We start from the raw sequence: 14,523 nt of genomic DNA, 5'->3' as shown, positions 1-14,523 counted from the left end.
CAAACCCAAGGCCAGAAATTCAGCGACTACTGAATCTAATCTCACTACCCGGTGAGTGACACGGTTCACACGCCGTCGCATCCGATCGTCGCGCAGGCCTACCCCGAGACCGCCTCGATCAACAGGACGACAGCACCAGCCACCGCAACACCCTTCTGCCAGCCTTGTGGCAACAGACCGAGCGAGCCGAGCGCTATAGCCAAAGTGAACCACTTGCGCCACTCGCCACCTGAGAAATGCATCTCGGACCCCCCTCATCAAATCAACCAGGCACTTTCGACGTGCTATGTATCATCGTCTGCCTAGCTCCCAGGGCTGTCCAGGAGCTCAGGCGGGCCGAACTGGTGTAATCTCCAGAGATGGCCGACACCACAGAAGGTGTAACGATCACTGGCCTGGTCGAAGCAGCCTGGGCAGCGGGCCACCCAGCAGCAAAACGCCTGGTCCGAGACTGGACGGAGCGCGGTCTACTGGACAGTCCGAAGCGGCGCCCCGCCGGCAAGGGCCACGGTTCAAGGCCAGCTCTGTACGCCGCTAACCAGCGCGACCTGTTCTTAACACTTCTAGGCAAGCGAGCCGAAGCGAAGACGATCGCCAGCCTGGCGCGCCTTCCAGTCTTCGTCTGGATGCACTGGGGCGAAGAGTACGTGCCGCTATGCCAGGCTCGCCGGGCATTCACCACCTGGCTTGGCGATCCCAGGATGAGCATGCAACGAGCAAGGGCAAGCGCCCGAGCCGTCTTGATTCAGCTCGACCACCCGGGGGCAACGCGGACAGCCCGAGACAACCTGCTTGCCACGCTCGCTGACATCGCCTACACAGGCGGCGGCGACCTAGAGGGGCTCGATCTCGCGGTGCGGGCCGTCTTCGAGCCGACCGGCCCCCGACGGAGGGAGGCGGGCCACCCAACGGCACCGCTTCGTACTGACTCGGTTGTCACACTGATCAACGCCAGGCTCTCCACGATCGAAGCAACCGCCGCTGGCCGAGTCACAGACGAACAGTTTCTTGAAGCTCGCCAGCAACACCTCATTGCCAGTCAACACTACGAGCAAGATCAAGCACTGATGGCGGCAGACGGGCCTCCTGGAATGTACGAGCCACTAAATTGGCAACGCAAGCTTAATGACTGCTGCAACCACCTGCTCACGATCATCGGGCTCAAGATAATTTCGAATGAACCAATCTTGAAATAATGCCATCGCCCACGGTAAGGAACCTACGCTGAGAACAACTCGTAGTCAACGTCCGTCGTCAGCCAGTCTAGCCGATGAACTCATGCAGTGTTATCAACGTCATTCACGAAGGCGATACGGCTGAACCGATAACTATCGACCGATTGGGTATGGACCACGTCAGTGTAGCATATTAAGATGTAACCTGAGAGCGAGCGCGACTTCTTCAAGATGATCAGGGATGCCGGATAATTATTGGGGAGAGCAACGCAGAGCTCTTAACGCAGCGCTAGTCGAGAGCCTGCGGCGTGGTCCAGTTGAGAACAGAGATGCACTCGACGACGCCTTTGATCTACTGCATCTTCCGCAGAGCAACTTTTTAGCATACGCCAGATCGGGCACTTTATATACTCGTCAGACGACGACATATCGCTCGTTCTGCGAGCGTTTCGGTCCGTTCTACGGCAGCTAGAAATCGATCCTCCTCGCTGCCGTTTTGGAACTACATAACACTACGACGATACTGGGTAAATACCGACATTGATCGCGGTTTCGATCGCCGATGAGCACATATCGAATCGATCTTCGAACCGGTTAAGGCAATACTCGAAGAACAGCGGCGAGCGGAACGACATGAGAATCCGGCATCCACGAGGCCGACCGACGCCCAACCTCACCGACCAACGTAGATCCAGCCTATAAACTAGACTACAGCGTTGCCACAACTTGCTATACTCGGACGCGTGACGAACGGTAGAGGTCGAGGACAGCGCGGCACTGTTTTTCCCATCGTCGAAGCCTACGGCTTCCCCTATGACAGCAATACTCGAGCCGCGCAGCTCGCATGGGCAGCCGAGGCCTGCCCCTTTTCGGGCACTGCGTGCGAAAAGAAGCGCCAGTACGGGTACGGGTACTGCTCTGTTACCTACGCGGCTAGCTGGGACGAAGGCAATCAGCGTACCTACGCCGTCTGTGACCACCGCCTCGACGGGGAACCTGTGAACTGGGCGGTTCAGGATCATTTTGGGACGCGAGAAGCTATACTTGTCCCAGAAGTGACAGTGACAGCACAACCGAAACTCAACATTGACTACGTCGCGTTCAGCGAAGACGCCGATGCCGAAAATGGTGTAGATCTCATCGCCATCGAGACTCAGGCGATTGATTTGCGCGGAGGCGGCGTTGGGCCAGCGTGGGACGCCTGGGAAAATAACGACACCGATAATTGGCGCCAATATTTCACAGCTGAAGCCCAGAGCAAGAATCGACGAGACACTGTCGACTATGGCGTCAACACAGGAAATGTGTATAAGCGACTCGCGACACAAGTAGCCGAAAAGGGTGCATACCTTCGGCAGGTCAATGTTCCATTGTATGTCGTCATGCAGGGCACTATTTTGAACCAGCTGCGAAATCGAGTGAAATTCGAACCTACAACAGGCGACCCGTGGGATATCACGTTCGCCGGCTTCGACTACGACGGCACAATAACACCAGAAGGCCAACATCGCCTCGACTTGTCGACCGTCGTACGCACTTCCTATGAGTCGTACATTGAGGCTATGTTTACCAGCAACACTAGTACCGTACTTCGAGACGATTTCATTCAGCGCGTCAAGAAAAAGGTTAGAGTTGACCCAGAACAGGTCCAACTCTTTCCCGAGATATAGATCAAAATAAGTATGACGAGACCGTATCATCTAGGATGTCGTCATCCTGCGAAGCAAAAGCTCGTCGAGGGTCTCTGACATTTGCACGAGCAGACTTTGAGAAATTAGCTGTTATCTCGAAGCCAACTGCTCGCCTTCCAGTGTTTACGGCAACAGCGAGTGAGCGGCCAGTGCCACAGAAAGGATCTAGCACCAGCCCTCCAGGCGGACATGAGCTCAAGATCCGCGGCTCGATAAGGTCGATCGGAAACGTAGCCGAATGGCCGTCTGACCCGGATTTTACATTAACTCGAACAACATCGCGGGCACCTGGCTCCACGGCGTCAATATTGTAATAGTACTTTGCTCGCCCCTCTTTCGGCCTTTTTACGAAGTGGAAGAAGTGCTCGTGTGCTAGCCGAAGTCGATCCTTTTCCGGACGCGGAGGCACATTGCGCTTCTCCCAAATGACGTCGTTGCGAAGAATCCAACGATGCTCCTGCATAGAAATAGCAAATCGTGCCGGAATAAGCAACAACTGCTTCTCTTGCCGGAAGCCCCCCATCGGTGTCTTTCGCCGACCCCGCGGGTTGCCGCCCAAACCCTGCCGACCATTGAAGCGAATACTTGACCACCTGGCGAAATAGGTGTCACCGATATTGACCCAGACGCTACCGCCAGGCTTTAGCGCAGGCGCACCTCGCTGAAATATCTCGGTTAAATTACTGACGTACCATTCGGGAAGCGGCTCCATGCCAAGACAGCCACCGTGCAAACGGTACCAGTCATACGGCGGCGGAGTCTCTTTGCTCTCCCCTTCCGCGACCCACTCCTGGAGAATCTCCTCGTTATGCTCTAACCCATACGTGCGGAGTCCCCAATAGGGTGGAGAGGTAATCATCAGATCAACTGACTCCGGCGGAAGCTTTCCCATAAGATCGTAAGCGTCGCCTTCATGGACCTCTGCGACTCTCTCACGCAGGGGTGGGCTTATCTTCTCATTTTCACCCATGACTCACCCTTTACGCGCGAAATCCCGACAGAGAACAAGTATGAGTGTATCCCACGGCCTCCCCTTCCTTTGCGCGACACGCCGCGCCGCTCATCTCACCCCCTCCGACTTGCAGAAACAACATCCTAGCGAGGCCTTCGTTACGCAGAGTAGTAACAAGTCATCCTAGATCCGCTGTGGAGCCAGAGCTCGTCGAGAAAGCAGCCCGCAGCATGTACCACGCAAGGGGAAGACCAAAGACAGCTAACCGCGAATCTGAGACAGAAAGCTCGCGTAACCGACCTGCCGTTCGGAGCGACTTACCTGTATCGCCGCAACTGGGGAGGTGCATGATGCAACGTCAGGTCACATGGCGGGGCGCTCGCCGTCACGTATGCCGTCGTCGCTGGCATGCAGGTCTACTTGGCCATCTCGATGACGGCCGTCTGGGCCTGGATGCTGGGAGCCGTCCTCACGCTCGCTACGGTTGGCTCCGGCTTCGCGGTGTGGCGATATCGCCACCTTCCAGCCGATGTAGGGCTCCCTCAAATTGCGTCTCCGGCGATCGTTGCGGCGGGCGAAACGCGTAACACGGTCGACTTCCGAAGCGACCTCAGGTCCAGGCACTGAGGCTGCGGGAAGGGGTGCCGTGCGGGTCAATGCCAGCGGACTACCCCTTTCCAGCGACTACGCGTCCCAGCACGAGCTGCTGGACCTCCATTTCCTTGGCAACGGCCGGACAGCCGCGGTCGACGCGCTCACGCGGTACTTCAATGAGGGCACCGCCCGGCCTCGCTACACGGGCCGCTGGTTCGAACGGTTCGCCGGCGGCGGCGACCGGCCGGGCATCGCCGACACGGTCACCGAAGCCGACGTACTGGCGCTCAACTTCCTGAGCATCACGGGCCTAGCGAACGTCGCCATCGACACGACGATCACCTACACGGCCGAGATCACCGAATTGCTCGAGCAGATTCCGGCCAACCTCGCGATGCACGAGGCACCATGGACGACGTACGCACCCGGTTCGCCGGCCAGCAGGTTGTGGTGGCTGTTCAAGCGCTGCGGCGGCAAGGACCCGGTGGGTCACGGCCAACAAGCTGCTGACTCGGAAGCGCCCCCATCTGCTGCCGGTCTACGACAGCCAGGTCAAAGCCGTACTCGAGGCTCCTGGGAGCGTCTGGGCCTGCCTGTGGACCTGGTTCCAGGCCGACTCACGACGAGCCGACGCCGTCGCCAAGCTGCGCGACCAGGCCGGCGGCATCAAGGACATCAGTCTGCTGCGCTGCCTCGACGTGATCTTGTGGATGCGAGCCACGGGCAATACCGGCACAGAAACCGTCGACGAAGGAGCTCCCGCATGACCACAGTGACCATACCTGGCAACACCGACCAGGCAGCCGTCTTCATCGACTTCGAAAACCTGGCGATCGGTGCTGCGAACAGCCTGCCCGACCAGGACAACCCTGTCCCCTACGCTGCCCTTGAGCTGGTCTGCCGGGACTACGGCAACGCCTCCATCCGCCGCGCCTACGCTGACTGGGCGAAACCACAATTCGGGAAGTACCAGCAAGACCTGGCTATGAACGGCGTCGACCTCATCCAACTGCACCGCTTCGGCATCCAGCAGAAGAACGCTGCCGACATCCGACTCGCCGTCGACGCCATGGAAACTCTGATTACCCATCCGGACATCGGGACCTACCTGCTCGTCGCCGGCGGCAGCGACTACTCCCCACTCGTGCAACGACTACGTGAGTTCGGCAAGCACGTTGTCGGTGTTGGCCGGCTCATTTCGGTAGTCGATCTCATCGACGACTCCCCGCAGGGGCGGTTCAACTACACCATCCAGGCTGGCCTGGCCCAGCTCTATTCAGACAACCTGGCCCAGGAGGTCATCAAGGGCTTCAGCGAGAAAACTCGAGCTGGCGGAACGCCATACCGGGCGCCGGTCGGCTACCTCAACAAGCGCCGGTTCGAGGGCGTTGCTGATATACGCTGGGTCGAAGTCGACCCGGTCCGCGGACCGCTCGTGAGCTGGGCGTTCGAGGAGTACGCCGGTGGCGAGTGGTCAGTCATCAGGTTGCTCGATGCCCTGGACGCGAAGGGCATGACGAACAGCAACGGACGGCTGCTGAGCAATAACGGGCTCTACACGATCCTGACCACCCGTACTACACCGGCATCGTGCCGTTCCAGGGCGCTTACTACGAAGGAACGCACGAGCCGCTGACCGACCTGCAGACGTGGCTCCGCGTCAAGGACATGCTCAAGGCTCATAACTTCGCCGGGGAGAAGTCCACGGTGCATGCCCCACTACCTCAAGAGCTCGATCTACAGCAGCAGCTACAGCTCCCGGCTGCTCTTCAGCCGCAACCACGGCCGCAGCGGCACCTACGACTACTTCATGTGCCTCGGGTGGTACCGCAAGCGTAACGACTGCAAGCGCAAGGCTGTACCGGTCGCTGCTGTCGAAGTGGGTGTCGAGGACGTCTACCGGCGCTTCCAGCTCAAAGCAGAGCAGACGGAATGGATTCGAGCCGGTGTGAGCGCTGAGTTCGTCCGGCTCCAGGCGGTGGCCGACATCGAGAAACGGCGCGCTCGTCGCCGCATCCAGGACGCCGAAGAGCAGCGTCAAAACTCCTGTCGGCGCTGTACCGCGATGCCATCCCCGAAGATTCTGCTCAAGCGGGAGATGCAGCGCCTGACGATCGAGCTCGGCAACGCCCACGCACAGCTGGCCGAGAACGAGACCAGCCTCGAAGACCTGAACGATCAACTCGACCGCGCTCTCTACGTCGCCAGCCACTGCACAAAGCTTTACGCCGCAGCGAAGCCCGCGCTCCGTCGGCAGCTGAATCAGGGCTTCTTCGAGAAGCTCTACGTCGACGAGAACGCCTCCGTCGCGCGAGCCGAGGTCAGCGAGCCGTTCGCCAGCCTGCGCGTGCTCTCGCTTGCGGTCAGCCTTGAGACATCCAAGGCGGGTTCCGCCGAGACGGATGATCGCGAGGACGAATCGAACGATGTCACCGTGTTCTTGTCGGCGGGTGCCCTGGGCCGGTCAAACGACCCGACAGACGACCAAACCCCCGGCCGAGTGATTTCAACCGGGGGTTTGAACGTTGCCCCTATGGCGGTGGCGGTGGGATTTGAACCCACGGACGGGATTAACCGTCACACGATTTCGAGTCGTGCTCCTTCGGCCGCTCGGACACGCCACCGCCGAGAACAATACCGGACCCCCTCCGCGGCTTGCGGCGGGGGTTACTCGCCCCCGGGCCGACGGTCGGCGAAGTACGCCTCGAGCAGCGCGGCGCAGTCTCTTTCGAGCACGCCGCCGTGGACTTCCGGCCGGTGGTTGAGGCGGCGGTCGCGTACGACGTCCCACAGCGACGACACCGCGCCCGTCTTGGGCTCCCAGGCCCCGAACACCAGCCGGGCGACGCGGGCGAGCACGAGCGCGCCCGCGCACATAGTGCATGGCTCCAGCGTGACCGCGAGCGTGCAGCCTTCGAGCCGCCAGCCGTCGCCGAACTCGCGTGCCGCCGCTCGCAGTGCGAGGACTTCAGCGTGTGCGGTGGGGTCGGCCAGCTCGACGCGTGCGTTGCGGGCCGCGGCCAGCGGTCGCCCGTCGGGGTCGAAGACGACCGCGCCGATGGGCACGTCGGCACCAGGGGCGCGGGCCGCGTCCAGCGCGGCCCGCACGGCCTCGGTGTCGTCCGGCCGTCTCAGAGCTGGTCCAGCAGTTTCGAGAACTCGGCCTCGAAGCCGCACCGCTGGGCGATCATCTGGAGCTGTTCGTCCGGGTAGAGGTCGACCTCGCCGACGATCACCTCCAGCTCGCCGCCGGGCAGGCCGAGGTCGGCCAGTATTTCGAGATCGCCCTCGGGCCAGACCGCGTCGTCGTCCTCGTCGGGAGGGTCGACGCGCAGCACGTCGAGGACGTCGGCCGCGATGTCGTAGTCGAGCGCCGCCGCGGCGTCCGACAGCAGCAGCGACGGTCCCCTCGGGCTCGGCCGGACGATCACGAAGAACTCGTCGTCGACGGCCAGCAGGCCGAACGCCGCTCCGGTCGACCGGAGCTTGCCCAGCTCGGTGATCGCCGCATCCAGTTCTGTGAGCGCCGAGGAATCGAGCGCACTGCACCGCCACCGACCGTCTTCACGGACCACAGCTATCGCGAAGCCCGTGACCGGCTCTTGCACCGCCATGCGCACACCGTATTCCGCCTAGCTGGCGAGCGCACGCACGGTGCGCCCGAAGCGTGCGAGGTGCCACTATCGAGCCATGACCGGACCCACCGACCTCCCCACCCTGCCCGGCAATCGGCACGCCGGGCTGCTCGAGGCCGCACGGCAGCTGCAAGACCGCACTGTCGAGCTTCGCCGCGCTGTGCACCGGCACCCTGAACAGGGCTTGCAGCTGCCGCGCACCCAGGCGGCGATCCGCGCCGCGCTGGCCGATCTGCCGATCGAACTCACCGACGGCCGCTCCACGACGTCGCTCACCGGCGTACTGCGCGGAGCCCGTCCCGGACCGGCCGTGCTGCTGCGGGCGGACATGGACGCGTTGCCGCTCACCGAGGACACCGGCTTGGAATTCTCGTCCGAGATCGACGGTTCGATGCACGCCTGCGGACACGACACGCACGTCGCGATGCTCGCCTCCGCCGCGCGGCTGCTGTCGGCGCGCGTCGACGACCTGGCGGGCTCGGTGGTGTTCATGTTCCAGCCGGGCGAGGAGGGTCTCCACGGCGCTCGGCACATGATTCACGAGGGAGTGCTGGACGCGGCCGGAACGCGCGTCACGCGAGCCTTCGGCCTGCACACGATCGCCAACAGCCCGAGCGGCGTCCTGCAGGTACGTGGCGGGCCGATGATGGCGTCGGCCGACACCTTCAGCGTCGAGGTCACCGGCCGCGGCGGGCACGGCTCGGCCCCGCAGGACGCCATCGACCCGGTCCCGGCCGCGGCCGCGATGGTCGGCGCGCTGCAGACGATGGTCACGCGCCGCATCAGCGTCTTCGACCCGGCGGTGGTCTCGGTGACCCGCATCGAAGCCGGAACGACGACGAACATCATCCCCGAGCGGGCGGTGCTCGAGGGGACCATTCGCACCCTGTCGGAGTCGACGCGCTCCTTCGTCCGCGAGGAACTGCCGAAGGTGTGCGAGGCGGTCGGAGCCGCCCATGGCTGTCGCGTATCGGCCGGAGTGGACCCGGGCTACCCGACGACGGTCAACGATTCGTCGGTGGCCGCCGAGGTGTTGTCGCTGGGTGCTGAGGTGCTGGGTGCGGACAACGTCGAGGAGCTGGCCACGCCGATCATGGGCGCGGAGGACTTCTCGTATGTGCTGCAACGCGTTCCTGGCGCGTTCGCGTTCATCGGCGCCCGGGAGCCGGGAGCCGACCCGGCGACCACCGAGGACAACCACTCGAACCGGGTGAGGTTCCACGAACCGGCGATGGCCGCCGGGGTGGCCATGTACGCGGCGTTCGCGTTGGACGCTCTGCGCTGAATTTCGGGTCGGCACGCCTCTCACCAGGGCGTGCCGACTCACTTCGGCCTCAATCTAGGACGCTTATCCCAAAGATCAGGACGTTTGTCCTGCCTAGCCTCGTGTTACGCTCCGTCCGACGAGACATCATATATCAGATCGGATCTGCTCGTGGCGTTCGAGAAACAGCGACAGCGGCTCGCCGGCGTGGTGGCGATCCCGGTGACCCCGTTCACCGCGGCCGGAGAAGTGGACGCCGAGACGTACGAGCGGCTAGTCGAACGGCTCGTGATGAGCGGCGTCGAGGTCGTCACGCCGAACGGCAACACCGGCGAGTTCTACGCGCTCGACGAGCAAGAAACGCGACAGTGTCTCGAAGTGACCGCGAAGGCCGCGCGGGAGGCGAGCGTCCTCGCGGGCGTCGGCCATGACGTGCGTACAGCCGTGAAGGCGGCGAAGCACGCGAGCGCTTCCGGCGCGGACATGGTGATGATCCATCAGCCCGTGCACCCGTACGTATCGCGCGCGGGCTGGATCGACTACCACCGCGCCATCGCGAACGAAGTGCCCGACCTTGGGGTTGTCCTGTACGTCCGCAACCCCGCCATCGAGGGTTCGGACCTCGCGCAGCTCGCCGACGCCGCGCCGAACGTGATCGGCGTGAAGTACGCGGTGCCGGACCCGGTGCGCTTCCGCACCGTCGCGCGCGACGCGGGGTACGAGCGCTTCGTGTGGATCGCCGGTCTCGCCGAGCTGTCCGCCCCCGGGTACTTCGCAGTCGGCGCGACGGGCTTCACCTCCGGCTTGGTGAACGTCGCCCCGCAGATCTCGCTGGACCTGTTCCGCCGCCTGCGCAACCACGATTTCGCTGGCGCGATGGAGATCTGGGACCGCATCCGCCCGTTCGAGCAGATGCGCGCCGCGGACGGCAACGCCAACAACGTCAGCGTGGTCAAGGACGCGCTCTCCCAGCTCGGCCTGTGCCGCCCCGACGTGCGGCCGCCGAGCAGGCTGCTGACCACCGCCGAACGGGACCGGCTGTTCGAAATCCTGTCCTCCTGGGGGCTTTCCTAGCGCGTCAGGCGAGCGCCGGCGGGAGGTCGAAAGCCGAGAACACTTCCGGGCCGAAGGTCGTCACCTCCGCGACACGGCTGCCGTCCAAGCGCAGAGTCACCAACCCGAAGGCTCGGAGCTCTCCAGCTGTGCGGACGTACGTGGCGAGCGCCGGAAGACCGTTCGCACGTGTCTCGACGACGCGGAACTCGGCGGCGTTGCCACCACGCAACGCCGGCGCCCAGCCTTCGAGCACGGCGGCCCGTCCCGCGTACCACGTCGGCTCCGATCCCATGTGCCCACCAGCTCCGGGAGCGTGGCTGCAACGCACGTCTTCGCGCAACAGTTCAGCGAAGGCCGCTTCGTCATGCTCAACGAGCGCCTTCACGTACTTCGCGACGACAGCGCGCTCCTCGTCGCTCACGGACGCCGACGCCCACTCCGTACGTCGCGTAGGCAAGTGCTTCCGAAGTTCGGCACGCGCACGCAACACATTGCTGTTCGTCGATGCAGGCGTCGTACCGAGTGCTGAAGCTGTTTCCTTCGCAGACCATCCGAGTACGTCGCGAAGCACCAACGCGGCACGCTGTCGCGGCGAAAGATGCTGAATGGCTGCGAGGAACGCCAACTCCACCGTCTCCAGCGCGACGACGACAGCGTCCGGCTGAAGCGCGCTGTCGGGCGCGGGCTGCAACCACGGCACCGCGACATCGGGACGCGGCGCGAGGTCGGAGTCGTGCGCAACCGGCAGATCGAGCGTCGAAACCTCGCGCGGGTGTGCATCGAGGTAGTCCAGACACGCGTTGGTCGCGATCCGGTACAGCCACGCGCGCAGGCTCGCGCGGCCCGCGTACGTCGAACGGCCGCGCCACGCGCGCAGCAGAGTCTCCTGGACCAGGTCTTCCGCCTCGTCGAACGAGCCCAGCATCCGGTAGCAGTGCACCCGCAGCTCGTGCCGGTACGCCTCGGTCTCGCTCGCGAAGTCTGTCATCTGTTCCACCATGTCCGATAAGACGACCGGACACCGGAAAACTCAGCAAAGCCCAGCTCAACCGGGGTGTGGCGGACGTTACTCGCGCGTTAAGAACGCATCAGCACGGCCGCGCGGACCGTCAGAGGCCCGTTTCCGGGACGTTCCGATCCGATGTCGGCGCAGTGTGCTGACGGGGTACGCCGCGATCGACATCGACCGGAGGTAACCGTGACGCTCAGCGAGCTGCTCCCGAGTCTCGGCTGTGAGGCCGCCGACCACCTAGAACCGGGACTGTGGCCGCAAGGCACGAAGCTCGGCGAAGGCGGCGAGCTGCTCTTCGCCGGCGCACCGGTCAGCCACCTGGCCGCACGCTTCGGTACGCCCGCCTACCTCCTCGACGAGGAACAGGTGCGCGAAACGGCGCGCGCGTACCGCCGTGCACTGCCGGAGGCCGACGTTGCCTTCGCGAGCAAGGCGCTCTGTACGCGGGCAGTGTTGCGTTGGGTCGCTGAAGAAGGACTGTCGCTCGACACGTGCTCCGCTGGAGAGATCGCCGTCGCGCGTGCTGTCGGTTTTCCCGGGGAGCGCATCCTGTTGCACGGCAACGCGAAGACCCCTGAAGACCTGAAAGCCGCGCTGCAGTACGGCGTCGGCCGCATTGTCCTCGATTCTCTCGACGAAGTAGAGCAACTCGGCGCCCTCGCACACGGTGCACAACGCGTCCTCATCCGCGTCACGCCCGACGTCAGCGGCGACACGCACGCTGCGATCACGACAGGCACCGAAGGACAGAAGTTCGGCTTCTCGCTTCGTCCCGACGTACGCGACAACGTCGACCGCGCTGTCGCAGCAGTGCTTTCACAGCCGAGTCTGCAATTGACCGGACTGCACTGCCACATCGGCTCGCAAGTGTCCCGTGTGGACCGTTACGAGGAAGCCGCGCGACGGATGGTCGAAGTGCTTGTCCGTATCCGCGACCAATATGGAATCACTTTGCGCGACTTGGATCTCGGCGGCGGCCACGCAGTGCCCTACGCAGACCGTGAAGCGTCGTTCGACCTCAATGGGTACGCACGACGCCTTCGCGTAGCACTGGGCTACGAGTGCTCGTCACACGACTTCCCCTTGCCGCGCCTGACTATTGAGCCCGGCCGCGCGATCGTCGGACCGGCAGGGATCACCGTGTACCGCGTGTGCGCGGTGAAACGCGGCGCGCGCACCTTCGTCGCTGTCGACGGCGGCATGAGCGACAACCCGCGCCCTGCGCTGTACGGCGCGCGCTACACCGCGCGTCTCGTCGGCCGTCGCACGAAGGCCGCGCGTACGCCGATGACGGTGGTCGGACGACACTGCGAGTCGGGCGACATACTGGCGGACGTCTGCCTGCCCGACGACATCCACGTCGGCGATCTGCTGGCCGTACCGTGCACCGGCGCGTACCACCACTCGCTGGCGTCGAACTACAATCTCGTCGGCCGCCCACCGCTCGTCGGCGTCCGCGACGGACACGCGACGCTCCTCGTACGCCGCGAGACCGAAGAGGACTTGCTTCGCCGCTGCTAGCTTTCGATGGTCTGGCCGCCGCGGGCAACGGTGCCGCGCGTCAGACGTCGTCCGGCGAAGAAGTCACGGCAGGCGCGTTGCACGGCGAACATCAACGGGAAGCCCACGAGGATCGCCACGACACCGATCACGGCGACGCCGCCGATACCGAACACAGTGGTCTCTCCGGCGTCAGGCTTCGCGTACGCGATCGCCGCGAGCACCAGTACCGCCAAGAAGAACACGCCGCCGACGAACGGCAATAAGCCGCGAAGCAAGAAGTTACGCGCGCTCGACAACAGCGTCCGGCGAAACACCCACACGCAAGCCAGCGCCGTCACCGTGAACTCGATCGCGATCGTGAGCCCGACCGCGTCAACCGAATCCGCGAGCACATTGCGGCTCCACAACGCCAACAGGACGTACAAGGCCAGCGACACCAACCCAAACGCCCAGGTGGTCACCGACGGCGTCTGGTACTTCGGATGCACCCGGCCGAACACCTTGGGCAGCGCGCCGTGGGTGGCCATCGACAACGTCGTGCGCGCGGCCGGCATGATCGTCGCCTGGCTCGTGGCCGCACCGCTGGTCAGCACCGACACGATCAGCAGCACGCCCATGACCTTGCCGAACCCGGACGTCCCGAACACCGCACCGGCCAACCCGGCGAGCACGTCCTCGGCGTTCGCCTCGTTGGCCAGCCCGATCCCGTGCTCGCCGACGCCCGCGAAAGCCAGCGAAGCCACGGTCACCAGCAGGTAGTTGAGCACCAGCAGCACAGTGGACAGGATCGCCGCCCGTCCCGGCGCGTGCCGCGGATCAGCCGATTCCTCGTTCACCGAAAGCGAACTCTCCCAGCCCCAGTAGATGAAGACCGCGAGCAGCACCGCCGACACCGCCGTCCCGACGCTGACCCCGCTCGGCCACAGCCAGTCCCACCGCGGCGTGGTCGCCTGCGGGCCCGCAGTGCCGCTGTAGACGCGGGTGAGCGCTACGACGGAAAAGATCACCAGGACGGCGAGTTCGATGCCGAGGAGGATCCACTGCGCCCGCGCGGACACCTCGATGCCGCGGTAGCACAGCCAGCAGAGCGCGAGCAGCCACGCGCACCCGATCGCAGTCGTCACCGCGCGGTTGCCGGCCAGGTCGTCTAGACCAAACAGCAGCAGCGTGTACCGGCCGGTCACCGCGGACTGGCTGCTCATCACCAGCAGCTGCGCCACCAGGACGACCCAGCCGGTCATCCAGCCGACACGGCTGCCGAACGCGCGGGTGGCCCAGGCGAAGTTCGTGCCGCAATCGGGCTCGACCGCGTTGAGTTCCCGGAAGGCACAAGCGACGAACAAAACCGGCACGAACGACAGCAGCACAAACGCGGCGGCCTTGAACCCCGTGCCGGCGAGCACGATGAACCCGAGCGTCGCGGCGATCGAATAGGCCGGGGCGGTCGACGACATCCCGATCACGGTCGAGGACACCATCCCCAGCGCGTTCGAGCGGAGCCCCTTCGCAGGCACCACAGGCGCGGCGACGGCTTCGGTCATTGGAATATTCCTCCTTAAGTTCGGCGGTCCGCGACCGTACCCGGTGTTTGCCCGAGCCAGAACAGCGGCGTACGGGGTGCGCATGTCCGCCATCTGGAGA

General features: G+C 64.0%; 13 protein-coding genes, 1 tRNA gene and 1 pseudogene. 8 read left to right on the top strand and 7 right to left on the bottom strand.

Annotation, left to right across the window (positions count from 1 at the left end):
* The first annotated feature begins 359 nt into the window (after window positions 1-359).
* The gene (locus ACWGIC_RS01110; protein ID WP_452073841.1) at window positions 360-1,196 is read left to right on the top strand and encodes a hypothetical protein; all 837 of its coding nucleotides are present in this window, start codon (window positions 360-362) and stop codon (window positions 1,194-1,196) included.
* A gap of 722 nt (window positions 1,197-1,918) precedes the next feature.
* The gene (locus ACWGIC_RS01105) at window positions 1,919-2,845 is read left to right on the top strand and encodes a hypothetical protein (protein ID WP_452073840.1); all 927 of its coding nucleotides are present in this window, start codon (window positions 1,919-1,921) and stop codon (window positions 2,843-2,845) included.
* A gap of 1 nt (window position 2,846) precedes the next feature.
* Here the strand turns inward: ACWGIC_RS01105 and ACWGIC_RS01100 are convergent, their stop codons facing one another.
* Window positions 2,847-3,836 carry a DNA-methyltransferase gene (locus ACWGIC_RS01100; RefSeq protein WP_452073839.1) on the bottom strand — a complete coding sequence of 330 codons (990 nt, stop codon included), beginning with the start codon at window positions 3,834-3,836 and terminating at the stop codon, window positions 2,847-2,849.
* Between the two features lie 628 nt (window positions 3,837-4,464).
* Here ACWGIC_RS01100 and ACWGIC_RS01095 point away from each other — a divergent pair.
* From ACWGIC_RS01095 to ACWGIC_RS01085, 3 genes and pseudogenes are all read left to right on the top strand, one after another.
* Window positions 4,465-4,869: pseudogene (locus ACWGIC_RS01095) on the top strand (DUF6308 family protein); the annotation flags it as partial.
* Window positions 4,870-4,915: 46 nt separating this feature from the next.
* Window positions 4,916-5,179 carry a DUF6308 family protein gene (locus tag ACWGIC_RS01090; protein ID WP_452073924.1) on the top strand — a complete coding sequence of 88 codons (264 nt, stop codon included), beginning with the start codon at window positions 4,916-4,918 and terminating at the stop codon, window positions 5,177-5,179.
* On the top strand, window positions 5,176-6,048 hold the full coding sequence (locus ACWGIC_RS01085) for an NYN domain-containing protein (RefSeq protein ID WP_452073923.1): 873 nt from the start codon (window positions 5,176-5,178) through the stop codon (window positions 6,046-6,048). The genes ACWGIC_RS01090 and ACWGIC_RS01085 overlap by 4 nt, the downstream gene beginning before the upstream one ends.
* A 36-nt stretch (window positions 6,049-6,084) precedes the next feature.
* Here the strand turns inward: ACWGIC_RS01085 and ACWGIC_RS01080 are convergent, their stop codons facing one another.
* The 4 genes from ACWGIC_RS01080 to ACWGIC_RS01065 all read right to left on the bottom strand — a co-directional run bounded on the left by ACWGIC_RS01080 (window position 6,085) and on the right by ACWGIC_RS01065 (window position 8,026).
* Window positions 6,085-6,624, bottom strand: coding sequence for a hypothetical protein (locus ACWGIC_RS01080; protein ID WP_452073838.1), 540 nt, complete (start codon window positions 6,622-6,624; stop codon window positions 6,085-6,087).
* A gap of 322 nt (window positions 6,625-6,946) precedes the next feature.
* A tRNA-Ser gene (locus ACWGIC_RS01075) sits at window positions 6,947-7,036 on the bottom strand.
* Window positions 7,037-7,079: 43 nt separating this feature from the next.
* Entirely contained in the window at window positions 7,080-7,520 is a 441-nt protein-coding gene (locus tag ACWGIC_RS01070) for a nucleoside deaminase (RefSeq protein ID WP_452073837.1), read from the bottom strand.
* A 23-nt stretch (window positions 7,521-7,543) separates the two neighbouring features.
* Window positions 7,544-8,026, bottom strand: coding sequence for a tRNA adenosine deaminase-associated protein (locus ACWGIC_RS01065; protein ID WP_037354362.1), 483 nt, complete (start codon window positions 8,024-8,026; stop codon window positions 7,544-7,546).
* Between the two features lie 76 nt (window positions 8,027-8,102).
* Here ACWGIC_RS01065 and ACWGIC_RS01060 point away from each other — a divergent pair, with 76 nt between their 5' ends.
* Both ACWGIC_RS01060 and ACWGIC_RS01055 read left to right on the top strand, forming a co-directional pair.
* Entirely contained in the window at window positions 8,103-9,332 is a 1,230-nt protein-coding gene (locus tag ACWGIC_RS01060; RefSeq protein WP_452073836.1) for a M20 metallopeptidase family protein, read from the top strand.
* Window positions 9,333-9,482: 150 nt separating this feature from the next.
* Window positions 9,483-10,385, top strand: a complete 903-nt coding sequence (locus ACWGIC_RS01055; protein WP_452073835.1) for a dihydrodipicolinate synthase family protein — start codon at window positions 9,483-9,485, stop codon at window positions 10,383-10,385.
* Between the two features lie 4 nt (window positions 10,386-10,389).
* On the opposite strand, the gene ACWGIC_RS01050 is transcribed toward ACWGIC_RS01055, so the two are convergent.
* On the bottom strand, window positions 10,390-11,355 hold the full coding sequence (locus ACWGIC_RS01050; protein WP_452073834.1) for an RNA polymerase subunit sigma-70: 966 nt from the start codon (window positions 11,353-11,355) through the stop codon (window positions 10,390-10,392).
* A 210-nt stretch (window positions 11,356-11,565) separates the two neighbouring features.
* Here ACWGIC_RS01050 and lysA point away from each other — a divergent pair, with 210 nt between their 5' ends.
* Window positions 11,566-12,900: a diaminopimelate decarboxylase gene (lysA, locus tag ACWGIC_RS01045; RefSeq protein WP_452073833.1), complete on the top strand. Its 1,335-nt coding sequence runs from the start codon at window positions 11,566-11,568 to the stop codon at window positions 12,898-12,900.
* Here lysA and ACWGIC_RS01040 read toward each other — a convergent pair.
* Entirely contained in the window at window positions 12,897-14,423 is a 1,527-nt protein-coding gene (locus tag ACWGIC_RS01040; RefSeq protein WP_452073832.1) for an APC family permease, read from the bottom strand. The genes lysA and ACWGIC_RS01040 overlap by 4 nt on opposite strands.
* Window positions 14,424-14,523: the final 100 nt, after the last annotated feature.

Source organism: Amycolatopsis sp. NPDC054798, from assembly GCF_053611505.1.
This window is presented reverse-complemented; position numbering and strand designations above follow the sequence as displayed.